Source organism: Microbacterium fluvii (genome assembly GCF_025515205.1).
Lineage (GTDB): Bacteria > Actinomycetota > Actinomycetes > Actinomycetales > Microbacteriaceae > Microbacterium > Microbacterium fluvii.
In genome coordinates this window covers 508,369-529,441 of record NZ_JAOPFX010000001.1, presented here as the reverse complement: position 1 = coordinate 529,441, position 21,073 = coordinate 508,369, and the positions used below count along the sequence as shown (strand labels likewise).

Sequence of the window (21,073 nt, the reverse complement as noted above, 5' to 3'; positions counted from 1 at the left end):
CGCCGCCCGTCAGGCGGCGAGGTCGTTGCGCCACATCGACAGCGCGGAGCCGATGGCCATGTGCATGTCGAGGTACTGGTAGGTGCCCAGCCGCCCACCGAAGTGCACCCCTGGCTCCCCCGCCGACAGGTCGCGATAGGCGAGCAGGCGCGCACGGTCGGCCGGCGTGCCGACGGGGTAGTAGGGCTCGTCGTCGCGCTCGGCGAACCGCGAGTACTCCCGCATGACGACCGTGCGATCTGACGGATACCGATCGGCGCGCTCGGGGTGGAAGTGGCGGAACTCGTGGATGCGCGTGTAGGGCACGTCGGCGTCGGCGTAATTCATGACGCTCGTGCCCTGGAAATCGCCCACCGGCAGCACCTCCCGCTCGAAGTCGAGCGTGCGCCAGCCCAGCTCGCCTTCGGCGTAGTCGAAGTAGCGGTCCACCGGCCCGGTGTAGACGATGGGCACCTGCCCCACCGTGTCGCGCCGGTTGAGGGGCTGGGTCTCGTCGAAGAAGTCCGTCTCGAGTCGCACCTCGATGCGCGGGTGGTCGGCCATCCGCTCGAGCCACGCCGTGTAGCCCTCAACGGGAAGACCCTCCCAGGTGTCGTTGAAGTAGCGGTTGTCGTAGGTGTAGCGCACGGGCAGTCGGCTGATCACCTCGGCAGGAAGCTCGCGCGGATCGGTCTGCCACTGCTTGGCGGTGTAGTCGCGGATGAAGGCCTCGTAGAGCGGGCGGCCGATGAGCCCGATCCCGCGCTCCTCGAGACTGCGGGCGGTCCGAGGATCGAACTCGCCCGCCTGCTCCCGCACGAGCGCTCTCGCCTGGTCCGGCGTGCGCGCCGACGAGAAGAACTGGTTGATCGTGCCGAGGTTGATCGGCAGCGGGTAGACGACCCCGCCATGGGTCGTGTAGACCCTGTGCACGTAGTCGGTGAAAGCCGTGAAGCGGTTGACGTACTCCCACACCGTCGGGTTCGAGGTGTGGAACAGGTGCGCGCCGTAGCGGTGGACCTCGATGCCGGTGTCGGGGTCGGCCTCGCTGTAGGCGTTGCCGCCGAGATGATCGCGTCGATCGATGATCACGACGTCGCGCCCGGCATCGGCCGCCCTCTCGGCGATCGTGAGACCGAACAGACCTGAGCCGACCACGAGAAGATCCATGCCGGCGAGTCTGCCCAGAGCGAGTGAACAGGAGGTGTCCAGAACGCGCCGGGTAGAATCGGCCGTTCGGGATCCGCCCGGGTCAACTGAGAGGGAGTCGTGGCACAGACCAGCCTTCGCAGCATCCTTCGGCGCAGCGCACTGCTGCAGCGTTGGCGGTTCCTTCCCTACACGGCGATGTATGCGCTCGCGCGCATGCTCCGCCGGGTGCACGACGACCGCGTGCTCTTCCTCTCGGACTCGCGCGCGGGATTCACCGGCAACTTCGCCTTCCTGCGCGACGAGATCCTGCGCCAGGAGCCGGATGCCGACGTGATCGGGGTGTTCAAGCCGCGTCTGCGCGCCCGGCGTCCGCTCGCCGACATGGTGCGGCTGCCGTGGCTCATGGCCTCGGCGCACACGATCGTGCTCGACGACCTGTATCCGCTGATCTACCCCTCCCGCATCCGCCGCGGCACCAGGCTCGTGCAGGTCTGGCACGCGGCCGGCGCCTTCAAGCGCGTCGGCTACAGCCGTGCCGGCCTCCCAGGCGGGCCCGCCCCCGGCACGATCGCACATCGCAACTACACCGACGCCACCGTGAGCGCCGAGTCGATCCGCGGCGACTACGCAGAGGCCTTCGACATCCCGATCGAACGCGTGCGGGCGCTGGGCGTCGCGCGCACCGACGCGTTCTTCGATGAATCGACCGTCGCCGCGTCGGCGGCAGCCGTGCGCGAGCGCTACGGCATCCCCGACTCGTCGAAGATCGCGCTGTTCGCTCCGACGTTCCGCGGAAACGGGCAGCTCACCGCGACGTTCGACTACGACAGCGTCGACTGGGATGGGCTGGGAGCCGACCTGGGCGACGGGTGGACGGTGCTGGTCAAGATGCACCCGTTCGTGCGGTCGCTGCGCTCCGCGCGCCCCGGCGTCACGAAGGTCGTCGACGTCACCGACGACCGCGAGATCACCGAGCTGATGATGGCCGCCGATGTGCTGGTCACGGACTACTCATCGGCCATCTTCGAGTTCGCCCTCCTGCGGCGGCCGATCGTGTTCTTCTGCCCCGACCTCGAGCAGTACACCGCCGATCGGGACTTCTACTACCCGTTCGCCCAATACCTCACCGGCCCCGTCGTGCGCCGCTCGGACGAGCTGGCGGCCGCGATCGCGGCAGCGACGGTCGACGGTGCGACCGAGCAGTTCCTCGAGCGGTTCATGGGCGCGTGCGACGGGCACTCGAGCGAGCGCATCGTGCGCGACGTGATCCTGCGCCGGCCCGCGCGCCACGCCGACGTCGCCCCGGTCGCCCCCGGCGGCAGCGCCCCCGCGCCCACGCGGGCGAGCTCGCGGATGTGGCTGTGGCTGACCGCCGCCGCCCTCGCCCGGTTCGGGCTGCGGGTCGTCTACGCGCCGCTCAAGCTCCTTCCCGTGCAGCGCAAGGTCGTGATGATCAGCAGGGAGCACCCCACGGTGCCGGCCGACTTCGCCGACATCGCCGACGCGGTGCGCCGGCTCGACCCCACTGTGCGCGTGACGATGCTCGTGAAGATGATGCCGCCGGGCATCATCCCCAAGATCGGCTACGTCTTCCACATGCTGCGCCAGCTCTACCATGTCGCGACCGCGCGGGTGCTGGTGGTCGACACCTACGCGATCGTGGCGAGCGTTCCGACGCACCGCCGCGAGCTCACGGTCGTGCAGATCTGGCACGCGCTGGGCGCGTTCAAGAAGTTCGGCCTCAGCATCCTCGACCAGGACGAGGGGCGCGACGGGCGCCTGGCCGCGGCGATGCGCATGCACGAGGGCTACGACGTCGTGCTCACCAGCGCCGAGGAGTGCCGACCGGCCTATGCCGAGGCCTTCGGTACGGCGATCGAGAAGGTCGTCGTCGCACCGCTCCCCCGCGTCGACCACCTGCGCGACCGGGACGAGGCCGACGCCGTGCGCGACCGCATCCACGCCGCCCACCCGCACCTGCGCGACGCGCGGGTCGCGGTCTTCGCCCCCACCTTCCGCCTAGACGGCACCGTCACGGTCGACCCCGCGGAGCTCTCCCGCGAGCTCGCCGCGATCGGCCTGCACACGGTGGTCAAGCTCCACCCGCTGATGTCGGCAGATTTCGGCCCCGACGTCGACCTCGCCCCCGGCTTCTCGACCCAGGACCTGCTCCACGTCGCCGACGTCCTCATCACCGACTACTCCTCGGTGCTCTACGAAGCGGCCGTCGTGGGCGTGCCCAGCTATTTCCTCACTCCCGACCTCGACGACTACCTCGACTCGCGCGACTTCTACCTCGACTACCGGCGCGACCTGCCCGGTCCCATCGTGCGCGACGTCGCCGCGCTCGCGCGTGCGGTCGCCGCAGCCGAGGCGACCGCAGCGGATGCCGCCGCCTTCGCCGCGCGGTGGGTGCAGGTCCCCGCCGATGCCGCCGAGCGCGACGCGTGCGCCATGAGCATCGCGCAGCGCCTCCTGGCCGCGGTCGACAGCGGCGCCGCCGCTTAGGATCGGACGGTGCGCACAACGATAGGCGTCGTGGGGCTCCTCACCAACGAGAACGTCGGCGACTACCTGCTGGTCGAGGCCTCGAAGTACCTGCTGCGGGCGCATGACCCCGACACGGTGCTGGTCGACATCGATGTCGACCCGCAGAACGCGAGTGTGCGCTCTGGCGTGCGGCGGCTGAACTTCCGGGCGGCTGCCGTCATGAAGGCGTTCCAGCGGCCGGTGCTGGCGCTCGTTCGCAACGATCGGTTCGCCTATCACTACAACGCGCTGTACTGGAAGACCAAGCTCGGCTGGTACTTCACGGAGCGCATCAAGGATCTCGATGCGGTCGTGTTCACCGGCGGCGGGTTCATCAAGTACAAGACGCAGGGTCTGAACTACATCGACGAGCTCATCCTGAAGGCCGCCCGCGCGCGCGGCATCCCGGTGATGATGAACGCGGTCGGCGTCGAGGGCTACAGCGAGACCGACATCCGCTGCCAGCGCCTGAAGAAGGTGCTCAACTACGACAACGTGAAGGTCATCACGACGCGCGACGACATCGAGACGCTCGACACCTGCTACGTCACCAAGGCCGACACCGTCACCGAGCGCGTCGGCGATCCGGTGTTCTGGCTGGGCGAGATGGAGATCGTCGACCCCGCTGCGGCGAGGCAGCGCACCGCGGGGCGTCAGCGGATCGGCATCAACCTGATCAATCCGCAGAACTTCTCCGTGTACGGAGGCGACATCTCGCCCGACGCGGTCGTGAACTTCTATCGGAATCTCATCGCGGAGCTGCGGCGGCTGGATGCCGATTTCTTCCTCTTCTCCAACGGCATGAGCGTCGACCAGTCCTTCGGCCGGTCGCTCGTGGAGACCATGAACCTGCGCGACGACCAGCTGCTGCACCGGCCGACGACGTCCGCCCAGTTCGTGAACCTCGTGGCGGGCTTCGACATCATCCTGAGCGCGCGCATGCACGCCGGGATCACCGCCTACGCGATCGATGTGCCGGTGGTGGGGCTCATCTGGGGCGAGAAGCTCGCCTTCCTCACCGAGATCACCGGCCTGCGCGACAGATACTTCGATGAGCACGAACTCGACTTCGTCGAGATCGCACGCCTGCTCGTCAGCAACGACCTGCCAGAACCCGACCTCGGGCGGCGCGCAGAGCTGCGTGAGCGCACCCGGCGTCGGCTCGTCGAGTTCGTCGAGAGCATCCCCCGGAGGAAGCGATGATCGACAAGCTGCTCGAAGGAAAGCTGCTCACGCTGCTCGTGGGCAGCGTCTTCCGCGCCGTCGAGATCTTCGTTCGCGCCATCCACCTGGGCGTCCGCGGGGTGCGACTGGTCGTGCAGGAGAAGCTCACCACCCCGATCGACCGGCGAATCTCGAGAGTCGGCAAGCGGCGGGTCGCCCGCACGGCCACGGTCGACGACGCCTCGATCGTGTTCGTCGAGACCGACGGCGAGTACACGGGCGATGCGAAGTACATCGCCGAGGAGCTGCTCCGTCGCGCACCCGCCCACACGATCACCTGGGTGCTGCGCGCACCGTCGGTGGGGCCCTTCCCCCGCGAGTTCCGCTTCGTCCGAGAGGGCACGGCCGACTGCTTCCGGGCGATCGCCCGCGCGAAGGTCGTCGTGCACGACGGCCGCCGCCTGCACGAGGCCGGGGTCGTCAAGAGCCCCGATCAGCTCTGGCTGCAGGCGTGGCCAGGCGGGAGCGCGCTCGATCCGCAGACCGACGTCGTGCTCACCGGCAGCACATCCGAAGACGACCTGCTCGCCGGCGCCCCCGCACGGCGGCTGCGGCTGGGGCACGCGAGGAACGACCTGCTCGTCGACACGTCGCCCGGGAGGTCGGCCGCGCTGCGCAAGAAGGTGCTCGACCGTCTGCACGTCGCCGAGACGGGGCAGAGGTTCCTGCTGTACGCGCCGGCGCGCAGCGACGACGCCCTCGCCGCGCCGTTGAGCGGCATCGACTTCGCGGCCCTGCGCTCGACTCTCTCCGAGCGCTTCGGCGGAACGTGGGACGTGCTCGTCCGCGCGCCCCACGTCGCCAGGGCCGAGGCCGACATGTGGCTGGCCGGCCTTCCGGCGTACTGCCACAACGCGTCTCGCCACCCCGACCTGCAGGAGCTGCTCGCCGTCGCCGACGCGGGGATGACCGACCGCTCAGGCTGGATGTCCGACTATCTGCTCACCGGCAGGCCGGCCTTCCTGTTCGCGACGCCGCTCGGCGCCGAGCGCGCGGGCGCCGCCGACCTGCCGCTTCCGGTCGCCACCTCGAGCGCGGAGCTGCTGGCCGCCGTCGCGCACTTCGACCGCGAGGCCCACGCCGACGCGATCGGACAGTTCCTGAGCCGACGAGGCAGCGTCGACGACGGCGGCTCGGCCGCGCGCATCGTCGACGAGATCATCCAGTGCGCGGGCCGCCCGGCCGGCGGCGCCCCCGGGTCGCGCGAAAGCGCGTGACATATACTTCTCGAATGCCCGCTGATCCTCCGAGAAGTGTGCGGCGGGCCGCTCAGGCATCACCGGGATCGCAGGCTCTCGACGCCTCCTCCGCCGCTGTGCACCAGGTGCTCGACGTGGTCGAGATCGCCTGGGACCGCATCCATCTGACGATCCGGCTGCGGCTGACCGCAGCCGACGCGGCGGAGCCCGCCGATGTGGCCTTCGCGCTCACCGACGGCATGCGCCGCTTCGACGTGACCTCGTCCGACGAGGGCGACGGCGTCTTCGCACTCCGCATCAACGTCACGACCTTCGCCGACCGTGCGGCGGTCCCCGACGGCACGTGGCGCATCCGGGCGTACGCGCACGGCGCGCCCGGTCCGATCGCCTCGTACGACGGCGGTGCGCTCGAGGAGCTCGACCGGCAGTCGCGGGTCTTCCTCCACGACAAGAACCGCGCAGCGATGACGGTGTCGTTCGGAGTCGACGAGAACAGCGACGACCGGTCGCGACTGGACCTGCTGATCCACACCTATCACCTGCGGCGATCCGCTCCCTCGGCGAAGGGGCGCTCGGTTATGGCGCGGGCGCGACGGATGCTGATCGGCTCGGGCGCCAGGCAGGCGTACGTGCGCACGGTCTACCGCCTCGCCTCGCGTCTGGTCGGCCCGAAGCCCGGCCGGATCCTGTTCGCCTCAGATCAGCAGCCCGCGATGGAGGGGAACCTGCGGCGCGTGCACGAGCGCATGGTCGAGCGCGGGCTCGACACCAGGTTCGACCTGCGCTTCTCGTTCCGCCTTCCCGCCACGACCGGGTGGCTCACGACGACCCGCATCGTGTACCTCATGGCCACGAGCGGCACCATCCTGCTCGACGACTACTTCGGGCTCCTCAACACCATCACCGTCGACCCGCGCACCCGCGTGATCCAGGTGTGGCACGCCGGCAGCGGCTTCAAGTCGGTCGGCTACAGCCGCTTCGGCGCGACCGACTCGCCTGGGCTGCGCCAGCCCCACCGCCAGTACACCTATGCGATCAGCGGCTCCGAGCATCTGCGGTCGGTCTACGCAGAGGCCTTCGGCATCGAGGAGGAGGCCGTCATCCCCACGGGCCTCCCCCGCATCGACTGGTTCCTCGATGAGCAGCGCACGGCCGCGTTCACGGCGGACTTCTTCGCGCAGCATCCGCACCTGCGCGGGAAGCGCATCATCCTGTTCGCGCCGACCTTCCGCGGCAGTTCGTACCACACGGCGTACTACGACTACTCGCTGATCGACTTCGACGCGCTCTACGCGGCGCTTCCCGCCGACACGGTCGTGCTGTTCCGCATGCACCATTTCATCAAGGAGCCCCTCCCGATCCCCGAGGAGTACCGCGACCGGTTCTTCGACTTCACGCGGTTCGACGACGGACTGGGCCTGCTGCACGTCACCGACCTCCTGATCACCGACTACTCGTCGATCATCTACGAGTTCGCCCTTCTGGACCGGCCGATGCTGTTCTTCGCCCCCGACAAGACGATCTACGCGGCGACCCGCGGCTTCCACCGCGACTACGAGCAGACGGCCCCTGGGCGCGTCTGCGAGACTTTCGACGAGGTCGTCGAGGCGATCCGCGCGGGCGACTTCGAGAGGTCCAAGCTCGCCCGCTTCCGCGCCGAGAACTTCGACAGAATCGACACGGGTGCAGCCGATCGCGTGATCGACCGGCTCATCCTCGACAACGACCGCGAGGGCCGGAGCGACCAGGTCGCCGGCGACGGAGGCTGAAACGATGAACATAGCGCTGATCTTCGCCGGGGGAATCGGCTCCCGGATGTCGTCGCAGAACCTTCCCAAGCAGTTCCTCGAGATCCACGGCACCCCCCTGATCGTGCACACGATCCAGCACTTCCAGGAGCACCCCGAGATCGACCGCATCGCGGTGGCGATCCTGCCCGCATGGCGGGAGAGGTTCGAGCAGCTCGTGACCCGCTACGAGCTCACGAAGGTCGCCTGGATCGTCGACGGCGGCGCGACCGGCCAGGAGTCCCGCCACCGCGCGATCCGCGCCGTCTCCGCCGACTGCCCCGGCGACGCGGTGGTGCTCGTGCACGACGGCGTGCGCCCCCTGATCGACGCGCAGCTCATCTCCGACAACATCCGCACGGTGCGCGAGCGCGGCCCCGCGATCACCTGCACCAAGGGCAACGAGACGATCGTCAGCTCATCGGGCGACGAGATCGACGACGTGCTGCCGCGCGACTTCCTCTACACCGCCCAGGCGCCACAGAGCATGCGGCTGAGCACCGCGCTGGAGATCTACGACAGCGCGGTCGCCGACGGCGACGACGACTCCATCGACACCGCGACGCTGCTCAAGCGCTACGGTCACACGCTGTTCCGCGTCGACGGACCGCGCTCGAACATCAAGATCACGACGGCCGAGGACTACTACATCTGCCGCGCGTTCTTCGACCTGCGCGAGCGCAACCAGATCGGCGGCTGAGCGGGCGCGCTCCGTCGGCTACAGCGAGAAGGGGCTCTCCGGGTCTTTCAGCGCCGCCAGCATCCGCTCGACACCGCGTTCGAGGTCGAATGCCGGAGTCCATCCCAGCGCCTCGAGCCTGCCGGAGTCCAGCGACGAGTTCTGCATGAGGCTGTGCGCACCCGCCGGCACGTCGTCGGCGAGGTCGTAGCGCACCTCGACCCCGGCCGCGGCCGCGATCGCCTCGGCGATGTCGCTGATCGTGCAGATCGAGTGCGGGTTCGAGATGTTGTAGGCGCTCGCTCGCTCGCCCGCCACCAGCACGGTGAGGATCGCCGACGCGCAGTCGAGCGAGGTGCAGTACGAGCGCAGCTGAGCGCCTCTGCTCTTGAGCACGACGTCTTCGCCGGCCACGGCCAGGCGGGTGAATTCGGCCGAGGCGCGGTTGTCCGAGGGGCGGATAGACGGACCGTAGATGTGCCCGGGCCGGACGATCACCGAATCGACGCCGTACTCCATGCCGTACGCGACGCACAGCGACTCCCCCGCCCGCTTGGACGACGGGTAGCCGGCGCGCGTGTTCAGGATGTCGAGGAAGCCGTAGTCGTCCTCGGCGAAGGGCTGCATCCCGTCCTTCTGCCCGTAGACCTCACTCGATGAGATGTAGAGCAGTCGACGCGCGGATGTGGCGCGGGCGAGGTCGAACATCACCGACAGGCCGAGGATGTTCGCGAGCATCGTCTCGACCGGCAGCTGCAGGTACATCGCGGGGTTCGCGTTGCTCGCGCCGTGGATGATGTAGTCGACCTGCTCCGCCAGCACGACCTCGTCTCGCGATGTCGCGTCGTAGGGCACGAAGACGAGCTCGTCGTCGGCAGGCGAGAACGCGCGGAACCGCTCGACGGCGTCGTCGCGACTGCGCCCGGCGACGAGGATCGTGATCCCGGCCGCCAGCTCGCGGTTCATGAACAGCAGCAGGTCGATGACCGAGGAGCAGATCATCCCGGTCGCCCCTGTCACCAGGATGCGCGAGTGGAAGAGCCGGCTCGCCTCGGGGATGCTTCCGCACGCCGTGCGGAGGTCGTCCCAGTATTCGCTCGTCATCGCCGCGTCAGACCGCGGCCTTGCGTGCGTCGAGGATGGACTCGAAGATGTACAGATCGTCCATCGTGGTGATCTTCAGGTTCTGCTCGGACCCCGCCGAGAAGTAGACCGTCTCGCCCAGCTCGTGCATGAGCACGCACGACGCCGCCGTGTCGCCGATGCCGCGCACCTTGGCCTCGTCGTGCGCCCACATGAGCTTTCCCAGCGTGTAGGAGTGCGGCGTCTGCGTGCGGAACAGCTGCTCGCGCGGAATCGAGACCGTCGACGAGACGCCGCTGTCGTCGCTGCGGAAGACCGCCTCGACGCACGGGATCGCCGCGACTGCGCTGCCGTTCGCCTTGAACTCGGCGACGCTGTCGGAGATGATCTCCGACGAGACCAGGCACCGGTTGCCGTCGTGGATCATCACGATGTCGTCGTCGCCCGCGCCGTCCTCACGGATCTTGACCAGGCCGTTGTGGATCGACTCCTGGCCGGTCGCCCCGCCGGGCACGATCGCCTGGAGCTTCGTGATGCCGTACTGCTTGGCATAGGCGGTGACCACGTCGATCCACGACGGGAGCGTCACCACGACGATCGCGTCGATCGAGGGGTGGTCCTGGAAGGCCTCGAGCGTGTAGACGATCAGCGGCTTGTTCTTGACGTGCATGAACTGCTTGGGGATGTCCTGCTTCATCCGCGAACCCGTGCCTGCCGCCGTCAGCAGTGCTGTAATCATCGTGTTGCTCCTGGAGGGGTCGAACCGTGGTCAGTGTCGTGCGGCGAGGATGCGCGGAAGATAGTCGTCGACGCTCTCCTTCGCCTTGTCCTTCATGGCGCCGAGCAGTGCGGGGTCGATGCCCTCGGCCTTGGCCTTCTCCATCGCGTCGACGATGAACTCCGCGCGGAAGTCCTTCTGCTTGATGGCGCGCTCGGGGTAGCCGATGATCTCCATCAGCTTCTCGACCTTGTCGTTCCACGAGAGGATGACCGAGGGCACGCCCATCGTGAACGCCGCGATCGACGAGTGCATGCGGCAGGTGATGATGGCCTCGTAGCCGTTGATCGTGTCGACCAGCACCCGGTCGTCCACGGGGCGCTCGACCAGGTAGGAGTCGGGCAGCCCGAGCTTCTTGAGCACCCGCTTGCCGAGCGTGACGTCGCCGGGGAGCCCGTTCGTGAAGAACTCGAACTCGTACCCGCGGTCTCGGAGCACGTTCGCGATGCCGGCGAACAGCGCCGTCCATTCCTTCGCGCCGAAGTCGACGCCGTAGCCCTGCAGCGAGTTGCCGCGGATGAGACCGATGCCGATCTTGGTGCGCTCGACGGTCGTGTCGAGTCCGTACGCCTCCTTCATCCAGAAGGCGGAGTCCGCGAGCAGCTTGACCTCGTGGCCGGGCCCCGCGCACGCCTGCACGGCATCCACGTTGTCCCTGGCAGAGATGTACTTCACGGCGGGCGAGCGGAGCGCGCGCTTGAGGATCGTGCTGCCGAAGTCGCGCTCGTCGAACGCGCCGGCGCGCCCGATGGCGTTGTAGACGACTTCGAGTCCGTGCCGCTCGGCGTATTCGCTGATCAGCAGAAGCGACCAGTGGTACTCGTTGTAGCTGTACTCGAGCAGGCCCGCACCGTCGATCACGATGTAGTCCACGCCCTCGAGCTTCATGTCGAAGTAGCTCGAGAGGCGCTTGCGGTAGTTGCGCCCGTACGTCCACACCGTGTGGCGAGCCCGCGCGATGAGGTTCTGCACCGTCTTGTTCTGCGCCTTGCGGCCCCGCCGCTGCAGGTCGAGGAACAGCTTCTCGGTGCGGCTGCCCTTCTCGCTGTACTGGTAGTAGTTGCGCAGTCGTCGCTCTCGGGCGTCGGGGATCTCGAAGATCTCGTCGTTGCGGCCGAGCAGGTCGACCTCGACGTATTCGATCTCGACTGCGGGGTCGGCCGTGCCTGCCCCGTCGACGATCAGGTGCTCGAGGCTGCGGGCGATGAACATCTCGCCGAGGTTCTCGCTCTTGACGAGCCCGCACATGGCGATCTTCACGGTCCTCTTCCGTTCGTCGTCAGCGCTCACGCGAGCTCGTCCAGCATCTCGTCGTCGTCGGCGACGGGCTCCTCGGCGGCGCCCTGCAGCTCATCCTCGGTGGTGCGCGGCTTCTCGCCGGGGCCGTAGGGGAAGAACGTCACGAAGTCGTGGCGGGGCACGCGCTTGTGCACCGGCAGCCACTCCATGTAGTCGGGTCCGTACAGCTGGCGAAGGTACGTGTCGTAGCCCGCGGGGCACGACAGCGGGTGCCCCTCGAACTCCATGCGCACGACGGGGGCGTATTCGCTCTTGACGACACGCTCCTCGGTCGTGTGCACGTTCGTCATCATCACGCCGACGTAGTCGGAGTCGTCGTAGCCGATCGAGGTCGCCAGTTCGATGACCTTGTCGAACAGCGGGCCGACGCCCTGGGCGCGGTAGACGCGCGTCGCGACGCGGTTGCGCACGATGCGGTACGGGTTCAGGCCGCGGTAGCGGCGCACGTTGCGTGCGTGGCGCACGCGGTCCTTGCGACGCTTGATCTCGGCGTAGTGCTCCACGTTGCCCGCTTCGGTGTCGGGCAGGCCGTCGATCGGGAAGATGTCGAGGAAGATCGGGTAGACCTTTCCGCCGACCCCGCCCTTCGTGCGCTTGGCCACGAGGATCGCCTCGGAGTAGAGCTTCCAGTGGTACGCGAAGTACCGAGGAGACGAGTTCGGGGGCATGAGCTCGAAGTCGCCGATGCGTCCACCGGAGAGCTCCATGAGCTTCTCGCAGTCGGCCCGAGGCATGTTGACGTCGACGTCGTCATCCCACGGGATGAATCCCTTGTGCCTGGCCGCGCCCAGCAGAGTTCCGCCGGACAGGTAGTAGGTGAGCCCGTGCTCTTCGCAGAATCTGTCGAACTCGAGCAGCAGGGCGAGCATGGCCGCCTTGTGGTCGGAGTCGGACGCGAGATCCTTGAGGTCGGTGTAGTCGTAATCCCGCATTTCGGCTGCGTTTCTCCTTAGGCTGCTTTCGCTTCATCCCGCGGTCAGCCGCACGACGGCCGCGGTTCACGGCGCTCTCAACCGCCGCAACATCGTACCCCAGGCGGTTCTGTCCCTTTCTGTACGGCCGCCTCATGCCGCCGGACCGAGTGCCGCGCGTGCGACGTCCGACCGCTGGAGTGCGGCATCCAGCGGGGCGGCGAGTGTGCGCGCGTAGGTCTCGGTGAAGTGGCTGGAGTCGCGCCAGACGATGACGTTGCCCACGACAGCCGCGCACGCGTCGGCGTCGGGGCACACCCAGTTGGTCATGTCGATGATGTCGGCATCCGCCAATCCCTTGACGGCGCGCCGCACGTTCGCATCACTTCCGAAAGCGTCATCCCGCGGTGTCGCGCACGCGGTCAGATGACCGAGGTTGGCCGAGATGCACTCGGGGACGTCGCTGTCCATGTGCGGCGTCTCATTCATCACCAGCGTGGGGATTCCCGCTTTGTTCAGCGCGGCCAGATCGTCGTGGAGGGCTTCGGCATAGGCCTTGCGCGCCTCCTTCTTGGAAAGGCCTTCCTGGTATACGGCTCGCGTGCCCCTGTTCGCCGTGACGACGAGGTCGGGGTGCTCTTCGAGAACCTCGTCGAAGCTGTTTCTCGCCCATTCGTTGCACGCCGTGTACTCGCCGCCCTCGCCGTCCGACTGGCTGACGCGCGAGAAGCCGCACGAGGCCTTCGTGCTGATCCGCAGCCTCCAGCCGTGCTCCTGCGCGAGAGCGATGTAGGGGGGCGCCCAGTTGGCGGCGTGCGAGTCGCCGATCAGCACGACGCTGAGGTCGCTCTGCGGGTCGCCGAAGATGCAGCCGTCGATCTTCGGGATCGACTCGCTGCTGTCGAGATGGCAGTCCAGCGCATAGACGACCGTGTTGTCTTTGCGCGCATCGATCGCCGACGGCGTGAATCCGCCCTCGACGCGGTCGACCGGCTTGCCCGCGTCGGTGAAGGTGGAGAGATCGTCGTTCGAGAAATCGTCGGTCAGCGCCTCCGCACCGATCCTCACTCCCTCCCGCGCCTCATAGACCGGGTTCATGGCCGCCGGGACGGCGTGCACCACGACGGCGCAGAGTGCGGTCACGCTCATCAGACCCGCCCCGGCCAGCAGCGAGCGCCGCGCCGATTTCCTCAGCCAGCCCCAGTCGCGGAACGGGTTCTCGATGAACCGATAGCTCAGCCAGGCGGGGAGCACCGAGAACGCGACGATCAGCAGCCCGTAGCGGGCCTGCAGCACGCCCCCGAGCAGGTAGGTCGCCACGACGACGAGCGGCCAGTGCCACAGGTAGAGCGAGTACGAGATATCGCCGATCCAGCGCATCGGACGCAAAGTGAGCAGGCGCCCGACGCCTGTCTGCGCCCTGCCATTCATGCCCGCCGCGATGATCGCCGCGGCCCCCAGGGTCGGCACGAGGGCCGCGTAGCCGGGGAACGGGGTCGAGCCGGAGAACAGCAGCGTGGCCGCGATGATCGCCGCCAGTCCCGCCCACCCGAGCCAGGTGCCCAGCAGGTGCGGGAGGCGCGCGACCTGCGGCGCGAAGACGGCGAGCGCGGCACCGACGGCGAGTTCCCACAGCCTCGTGGTCGTGACGAAGTACGCCGGCGCCGGGTCGGCGGCCGTGTAGGAGATGGAGTACAGCAGCGAGGGGACGAGGATGATCAGCACGCCGATGCGGGCAGCCGGCAGCGCGCGCGTCCCGTGGTCGCCGACCGCCCCGTCACGCGGCCTGCGTCGGAAGAGCGCGAGCATCAGCACGAGGATGAGCGGCCAGACGATGTAGAACTGCTCTTCCACCGCGAGGGTCCAGAAGTGCTGCAGAGGGCTCGCCGCCACTTCTGCGTTGAGGTAGTCGGTGCCGGCGGCGAAGACCCAGTTCACGACGTAGAAGGCGGAGGCGAGCGCCTCGACGCCGATCGACTCCCAGCGGATCTGCGGGAGGAAGACCACCGTGAGCACGAGGGTCGCGATCAGAACGACGGTCGCGGCGGGCAGGATGCGGCGCGCGCGCTTCGCGTAGAACTCGCTGAGCCGCACGCGACCGGTGCGCTCGGCCTCGCGCAGCAGGATCCCCGTGATCAGGAAGCCCGAGATCACGAAGAAGACGTCGACGCCGACGAACCCGCCCTTGAACAGCGACAGATTCGCGTGGAAGAGCACAACGACGCCCACCGCGACGGCCCGAAGGCCCTGGACATCGGGCCGGAAGCTCGAGCGTTCGATCATCTCCGCCCCGGGCTCCCGACGACCGCGCTGCCGCCGCTCCGCCCTCGAGCGCGTGCGCGACGTCGTCAGGAATCCCGCCGTCATGAGGACGATTCTCGCATCGCCCCGCCCGATCTCTGCCAGCAACGCACGCGCCGTAGGATGGAGGCACGCCAGGACGCTCACATCGCAAGGAACTCTCGATGCCCCCGACCCGCACCGTCGCCGTCATTCTCGCCGGTGGCATCGGCGTACGTGTCGGGCTCGGCATCCCCAAGCAGCTCATCAAGATCGCGGGCAAGGCGATCGTCGAGCACACCCTCGACGTCGTCAACGCGAGCCCCGTCATCGACGAGGTCGTCATCGTGATGAACTCCGGCTCGCTCAGCGAACTCGACAGCCTCAAAGACCCTGAGCGCTTCCCCAAGCTGACCAGGATCATCCCGGGCGGACTCAGCCGCAACGACTCGACGCAGGCAGCGCTGGCCGTGCTCGGCGACGATCCCGCGACCAAGGTCATCCTCCACGACGCGGTGCGGCCGTTCGTGAGCGATCGCATCCTCGAGGACTGCGTCGAGGCGCTCGACGACTACGACGCCGTGGATGTCGCGATCCCCTCGGCCGACACGATCATCGAGATCGATGCGGCCTCGCACATCACGAACATCCCTGATCGCTCCACCCTGCGCCGCGGCCAGACCCCGCAGGCGTTCCGGCTCGGCACGATCCGCGAGGCGTATCGCCTGGCAGAGCAGGACAAGACCTTTCACGCCACCGACGACTGCGGCGTGGTGTTCACCTACCTTCCGCACGTGCCGATCTACGTCGTCGAAGGCTCGGCCGAGAACATGAAGATCACCGAGCCGATCGACGTGCATATCGCCGACAAGCTCTTCCAGCTGCAGTCCGAGAGCCTCTCGGCCGTCGACGAGCTTCCCGATCTGGACGGCAAGGTCGTCGTCGTCTTCGGCGGCAGCTACGGCATCGGCAAGAGCATCGGCGATCTCGCCGCGCGGGCGGGCGCCCAGGTGCACGAGTTCAGCCGCTCCAGCACGGGCACCGATGTGCGCTCCCCCGCGCAGGTGCAGGATGCGCTTGCGAGTGCCCACCGTGCGGCGGGGCGGATCGACCTCGTCGTGATGTCGGCCGGCGTGCTGCAGATGGGACCGCTGACCGAGACCGACGTCGACGACATCGCGGCGAGCATCGAGACGAACTTCGTCGCACCGGTGTTCGTGGCCCGCGCCGCACACGAGTACCTCACCCAGACGGGCGGCCAGCTGCTTCTGTTCACCTCCAGCTCGCACACGCGCGGACGGGCGAACTACGGGATCTACTCGGCGAGCAAGGCCGCCATCGTCAACCTGACGCAGGCCCTCTCCGAGGAATGGGCGCCGGACGGCGTGCGCGTCAACTGCATCAATCCGCAGCGCACGCGCACTCCGATGCGCACGAAGGCCTTCGGCGAGGAGCCGGAAGACAGCCTTCTCGACCCCGATGACGTCGCGTCGGTGAGCCTCCAGGTGCTGGCCAGCGACCTGACCGGTCAGATCGTGACCGTGCAGGTCGAGCAGATGCGCAAGCGCTGAGCCCGCCGCAGTTCACCGCGCGCCCCTCCGCCGACGCACCCGGTCGTGCGCCCTATCGCCCTCGCACCGTCTTCAGCGCGCCCGAGACCCGGTGACGCCAGCGCGCCGCGAGGGGTCGACGCCCTGCCGCGCCCGCGGCGAACCGCGTGCGCACCGGCGGCGCCAGCTCGAGCGTCGCCAGTTCGCGGTCGAAGCGCGTGTTCTCCTGGTCGAGCGTGTGCGCGAGACCGTGCCGGTGCAGGAAGTCGCGATAGACCGCGACATTGCCGGCGTGCGCCGCGGTGAAACCGGCGAAATCCGACTGCTGGTACCACCGCTGCAGATCGACCCGGCGCAGCGCGTGCTTGGGCAGGTGCGGGATGGCGTGGAACCGCGCGAGCTCGAGGGTGCGGGTGTCGTGCGCGATCAGGATCGACGGCACGCCCGCCAGCAGCCCGGCGATCGTGCCGTGGATGCGGGTGCCGACGACCAGATCGCGGTCCCGCAGCGTGTCGATCCACGTCGTGGCGTCGACGAAGAAGCGCATCCGGTCCGACCGGTACAACTCGTGGGCGTCGCTCTCGGGCAGATCGGGGTTGCCCGCGTAGCGCGTGGGCTCTCCCCACAGCATCAGCGCGAGCGCCTCGACCGTCTGCGGCACGACGTAGCTGTCGCGGTAGGCGCCTGTCACCTCGCGCACGAACGGACCGATGTCGCGCAGGTACGGCGAGTAGGTCACGGCGATCGCGGCATCGGAGGCCACGTCGCCGGCCGCCTTCAGCGTGCCGTCGCCGCCGAAGCCGTAGAGCGACGGACATCCGATCACGTCGATGTTCGCGTCGTCGAACCCGAGGTCGGTCAGGAAGTCACGGGTCACCTCACCGCGCACCCCGATCGACGGCGAACGGTCGAGCACCGCGCCGACGAACGCCTTCGCCGCCGTGCGCACCTCGTCGGGCATCGAGTCCACCCCCGCGTCGAGCTTGCGCTGGGCGCCGATGCCGAGCACGGTCACCGGCACGCGCAGTCCGCGCACCACCTCGGTGAGCCGCTCCAGGTGAGCGACGAAGCTCCCTCGGAAGGCGTTGGCCAGCGGAATGACCACGCGATCGAAGCCGTCGCTGATGCGGTCGGCAGCGCCGGCAGCATCCTCTCGCTCCATGGCGTACCCGTCGGCGACGAGGTCGGCGTCGTCGGTGAGGAGCGTGCGCCACGCGCCGGTGTAGAACAGCATGTTGCCGGCGTTGGTGCCGAACACCCCCGTGGGGCTGATCGCGAGCGACCGCTCCGCCGTCATCGGCGTGAGCGGGTTCTTGCCGGCCCTGACGAGAATCCGTTCGGCTGCGTTGCTCATCGGGCCCGAGCCTACCGGCACGCGCCGAACCGCCACGCGCGGCGCGGGCATGCGACGATGGGAGCGATCGCGGCTTCGTGCCCTGGCCAGGAGAGGACGTCGATGGCTCGCCTGCTCGTGACCGGAGGCGCAGGCTTCATCGGGTCGAACCTCGTGCACCACGTGCTGGCGCACACCGATCACCACGTCACGGTGCTCGACAAGCTCACCTACGCCGGCACCCTCGCCTCGCTCCGCGGCCTGCCGGGCGAGCGGTTCGCGTTCGTGCGCGGCGACATCTGCGACGCCGCACTGGTCGACGGCCTGTTCGCCGACGCGGATGCGGTGGTGCACTGCGCCGCCGAGTCGCACAACGACAACTCGCTGCACGACCCTCGGCCGTTCCTGGACACCAACATCGTCGGCACCTACACGCTGCTGGAGGCCGCCCGTCGGCACGGCACCCGGTACCACCACATCTCGACCGACGAGGTGTACGGCGACCTGGAGCTCGACGACCCTGCGCGATTCACCGAGAGCTCCCCCTACAACCCCTCCTCGCCGTACTCGGCGACCAAGGCCGGCAGCGACCTGCTGGTGCGCGCCTGGGTGCGCTCGTTCGGAGTGCGCGCGACGATCTCGAACTGCTCCAACAACTACGGCCCGTACCAGCACGTCGAGAAGTTCATCCCCCGGCAGATCACGAACGTGCTGCGGGGCCTGCGCCCCCAGCTCTACGGCGCGGGGCGCAACGTACGCGACTGGATCCACGCCGACGACCACTGCGCAGCCGTGCTCACGATCCTCGACCGCGGCGAGATCGGCGAGACCTACCTCATCGGCGCCGAGGGCGAACGCAGCAACCGAGAGGTCATCGAGCTCATCCTCACCGTGATGGGGCAGCCCCCCGGCGCCTACGATCACGTCGCCGACCGACCTGGCCACGACCTGCGCTACGCCATCGACGCCACGAAGCTGCGCACCGAGCTCGGCTGGGAACCGCGGTACCGGGACTTCGAGGCGGGCCTGGTCGCCACGATCGACTGGTACCGCGAGCACGAGGAATGGTGGGCGCCCGTCAAAGACGCCGTCGAGGCGCGCTACGCGCGCCGCCGACGCTGAGCCGCTGCCGCGACGTCGGTTCCTCGGGGCTTCAGCGCACCTTCACCGCGGTGCTCTTCGCCGAGGCGGCCGACCATCCGCGCACGTTCTTGGCCTTGACGGTGAACGTGTACTTCGTCCCGCTCTTCAAGCCCGTGACGGTCGCCTTCCGCGCCGACCCGGAGACCGTCACGCTCTTCCCGCCGGGGCTCGCGGTGACCTTGTAGTTCGTGACGGTCGCGCCGCCCGTCGAGGACGGGGCCGTCCAGCTGACCGTGGCCTTCTTCGTTCCGGCGGTGGCCTTGACGCTGCGCGGCGCGCTGGTCACGGTCGAGGGGGTGACGGCGCTCGTCTTGGCGGAGGCGGCCGACGGGCCGGCCGCGTTCTTCGCCTTGACGGTGAAGGTGTAGGCGGTGCCGTTGGTCAGGCCCGTCACCGACGCCGAGCGCGCGGTGCCCGAGACGGTCACCTTCTTGCCGCCGGGGCTCGCCGTGACCTCGTATCCCGAGATCGTCGATCCGCCCGTCGACGACGGCGCGGTCCACGTCACGGTCGCCGTCTTGCTGCCCGACGTGGCTGCGGGGCTGCGCGGTGCCGACGGCGTCGTGATCGGAGTGACCGCGGCCGACGGGGCGGATGCCGGAGAAGACCCGATCGCGTTGGCGGCGGTGACCGTGAAGGTGTAGGTCGTGCCGTTGGCAAGGCCCGACACCGTCGCGCTGCGTGCGGACGCGGCGACGGTCGCCTTCGCACCGCCCGGGCTCGCCGTGACGGTGTACCCGGTGATCGGCGACCCGCCGTCTGCGGTCGGGGCCGTGAACGACACGACGGCCTGGGCGTTGCCGGGGTTCGCGGTGACCCCGGTCGGCGCGCCGGGTGCCGTCGCCGCCGCACCGGGGGTCACGGTGTTCGACGACGCAGAAGCCGGAGAGTCGCCGAATCCGTTCGAGGCGACGACCGTGAAGGAGTAGGCGGTGCCGTTGGTGAGACCGGAGAACTGCGCCGTGTGCTCGGTGCCGTCGACGACCACGGTCTGCCCGCCGGGCGCGGCGGTGACCGTGTACTTGTAGAGGCGACCGTAGATCGCGCCCGTCTTCGCCGGCGTCGTCCACGACACCGTGGCGGCGGCATCCGACGCCGTGGCGGTGACGCTGCGCGGCTCACTCGGCGCATTGCGCTCGATGGTGACGCTGCCTGCCACCGTCTTGACACCCGCGGCGCCGCCGACGGTGAACTGCCCGGCGTCGTCGTAGTCCACCAGGCCCGGCCAGTAGCCGTAGCCGGTGTTCGGGTCTTCATCGACGCTGTTCTGCAGTGAGATGCGGTAGGTCGCCGCCGGCACGTCGACGACCGTGTAGACACCGGCCGCGTCGGTCAGCACGCCCCCGCGGTTGATGCCGCCGTCCACGGGATACAGATCGACGATCACGCCGGCGGCCGCCCGACCGTCGGGGTCGACCGCGGTGCCGCGCACGGCGTAGCCGGTCCCGGCGATCGCGACCGTCCCGGCAGCGGCCCCCGCGGAACCGACGGCGACCTGCCCACCGCCGGCGTAGGCCGCGTTGCGCGACGCGCCGTAGGCGGTCACGGCGTACGAGCCCTGCGGCACGTACGTCTCCCACGTCCGGGTGCCGTCGGCGAGGGCGTAGGTCGCGGAGTAGTAGCCGCTCGCACCGCCCGAGATCGAGATGAAGCCGCTCCCGGCAGCCGGGAAGCCCGTCACGTTCACGACGCCGCTGAGGCGCACGCCGCGCTGGAGTTCGAGGTCGCCGAGCGCGGCGCCCGCCGTGAAGCTGCGCCAGCTCTCCATGTCGCCGCCGCCGCCCGGCGCCAGCTCCCCGTCGACCGTCAGGATCGATCGGACGAACGGCGCCGGGCCTGCGACCTGCAGCTGCGCCGTGTCGACGTCGCGCACCGTGACCGAGAAGCGCCCATCGGCGTCGGTGGTCGCCGAGGCCGCGGGGATGTCGGCGATGTCGCCGCACTGGCACGCGCGCGGCGCCGACACGGTGGCGCCGACCACCGGCGCGTCGGTCGCGTCCACGATGCGACCGGAGAGCACGAAGGGCGCTTCCGCCTGCGCCGGCGCGGACAGACCCGCCACCATCAGTCCGATCGTGGCCACCGCCGCGGCGGCCATACGCATCCAGCGGGCGGGTCGAGGGGAAGGCGTCGTCGTCTGCACCGGG

General features: G+C 68.9%; 15 protein-coding genes. 7 read left to right on the top strand and 8 right to left on the bottom strand.

All coding sequences use genetic code 11. The annotated features are described in order from the left end of the window. Positions 1–9: 9 nt before the first annotated feature. A complete protein-coding gene (glf, locus tag OAW74_RS02340; protein WP_262872725.1) occupies positions 10–1,149 on the bottom strand; it encodes a UDP-galactopyranose mutase in 1,140 nt (379 codons plus the stop codon). Between the two features lie 99 nt (positions 1,150–1,248). On the opposite strand from glf, the gene OAW74_RS02335 reads away from it, so the two are divergent. From OAW74_RS02335 to OAW74_RS02315, 5 genes are read left to right on the top strand one after another with little or no spacing between them, the layout of a single operon-like run. Then, the gene (locus OAW74_RS02335; protein WP_262872724.1) at positions 1,249–3,639 is read left to right on the top strand and encodes a CDP-glycerol glycerophosphotransferase family protein; all 2,391 of its coding nucleotides are present in this window, start codon (positions 1,249–1,251) and stop codon (positions 3,637–3,639) included. Between the two features lie 9 nt (positions 3,640–3,648). Further along, positions 3,649–4,863 (top strand): polysaccharide pyruvyl transferase family protein, encoded by a 1,215-nt coding sequence (locus tag OAW74_RS02330; RefSeq protein ID WP_262872723.1) that lies wholly within the window; start codon positions 3,649–3,651, stop codon positions 4,861–4,863. Then, the gene (locus OAW74_RS02325; RefSeq protein ID WP_262872722.1) at positions 4,860–6,101 is read left to right on the top strand and encodes a CDP-glycerol glycerophosphotransferase family protein; all 1,242 of its coding nucleotides are present in this window, start codon (positions 4,860–4,862) and stop codon (positions 6,099–6,101) included. The genes OAW74_RS02330 and OAW74_RS02325 overlap by 4 nt, the downstream gene beginning before the upstream one ends. A gap of 14 nt (positions 6,102–6,115) precedes the next feature. Continuing rightward, positions 6,116–7,852 (top strand): CDP-glycerol glycerophosphotransferase family protein, encoded by a 1,737-nt coding sequence (locus OAW74_RS02320; protein WP_262872721.1) that lies wholly within the window; start codon positions 6,116–6,118, stop codon positions 7,850–7,852. A 4-nt stretch (positions 7,853–7,856) separates the two neighbouring features. After that, positions 7,857–8,570, top strand: a complete 714-nt coding sequence (locus tag OAW74_RS02315; protein ID WP_262872720.1) for an IspD/TarI family cytidylyltransferase — start codon at positions 7,857–7,859, stop codon at positions 8,568–8,570. Positions 8,571–8,588: 18 nt separating this feature from the next. Here OAW74_RS02315 and OAW74_RS02310 read toward each other — a convergent pair whose 3' ends face one another. From OAW74_RS02310 to OAW74_RS02290, 5 genes are all read right to left on the bottom strand, one after another. Continuing rightward, complete coding sequence (locus OAW74_RS02310; RefSeq protein ID WP_262872719.1) at positions 8,589–9,653, bottom strand: NAD-dependent epimerase/dehydratase family protein; 1,065 nt, start codon at positions 9,651–9,653, stop codon at positions 8,589–8,591. A gap of 7 nt (positions 9,654–9,660) precedes the next feature. After that, positions 9,661–10,371 carry an IspD/TarI family cytidylyltransferase gene (locus OAW74_RS02305; RefSeq protein WP_262872718.1) on the bottom strand — a complete coding sequence of 237 codons (711 nt, stop codon included), beginning with the start codon at positions 10,369–10,371 and terminating at the stop codon, positions 9,661–9,663. Between the two features lie 30 nt (positions 10,372–10,401). Further along, positions 10,402–11,700, bottom strand: a complete 1,299-nt coding sequence (locus OAW74_RS02300) for a polysaccharide pyruvyl transferase family protein (RefSeq protein ID WP_262872717.1) — start codon at positions 11,698–11,700, stop codon at positions 10,402–10,404. Further along, complete coding sequence (locus tag OAW74_RS02295; protein WP_262872716.1) at positions 11,697–12,641, bottom strand: LicD family protein; 945 nt, start codon at positions 12,639–12,641, stop codon at positions 11,697–11,699. The genes OAW74_RS02300 and OAW74_RS02295 overlap by 4 nt, the downstream gene beginning before the upstream one ends. Positions 12,642–12,773: 132 nt before the next feature. Then, positions 12,774–14,987 (bottom strand): acyltransferase family protein, encoded by a 2,214-nt coding sequence (locus tag OAW74_RS02290; protein WP_262872715.1) that lies wholly within the window; start codon positions 14,985–14,987, stop codon positions 12,774–12,776. A gap of 98 nt (positions 14,988–15,085) precedes the next feature. Between OAW74_RS02290 and OAW74_RS02285 the strand changes: the two genes are divergently transcribed. Next, positions 15,086–16,471 carry a bifunctional cytidylyltransferase/SDR family oxidoreductase gene (locus tag OAW74_RS02285; protein WP_262872714.1) on the top strand — a complete coding sequence of 462 codons (1,386 nt, stop codon included), beginning with the start codon at positions 15,086–15,088 and terminating at the stop codon, positions 16,469–16,471. Between the two features lie 52 nt (positions 16,472–16,523). Here the strand turns inward: OAW74_RS02285 and OAW74_RS02280 are convergent, their stop codons facing one another. Then, positions 16,524–17,804 carry a polysaccharide pyruvyl transferase family protein gene (locus OAW74_RS02280; RefSeq protein ID WP_262872713.1) on the bottom strand — a complete coding sequence of 427 codons (1,281 nt, stop codon included), beginning with the start codon at positions 17,802–17,804 and terminating at the stop codon, positions 16,524–16,526. Positions 17,805–17,906: 102 nt separating this feature from the next. Between OAW74_RS02280 and rfbB the strand changes: the two genes are divergently transcribed. Then, positions 17,907–18,905 (top strand): dTDP-glucose 4,6-dehydratase, encoded by a 999-nt coding sequence (gene rfbB, locus OAW74_RS02275; protein WP_262872712.1) that lies wholly within the window; start codon positions 17,907–17,909, stop codon positions 18,903–18,905. A 31-nt stretch (positions 18,906–18,936) separates the two neighbouring features. Here the strand turns inward: rfbB and OAW74_RS02270 are convergent, their stop codons facing one another. Next, a complete protein-coding gene (locus OAW74_RS02270) occupies positions 18,937–21,024 on the bottom strand; it encodes a fibronectin type III domain-containing protein (protein WP_262872711.1) in 2,088 nt (695 codons plus the stop codon). Positions 21,025–21,073: the final 49 nt, after the last annotated feature.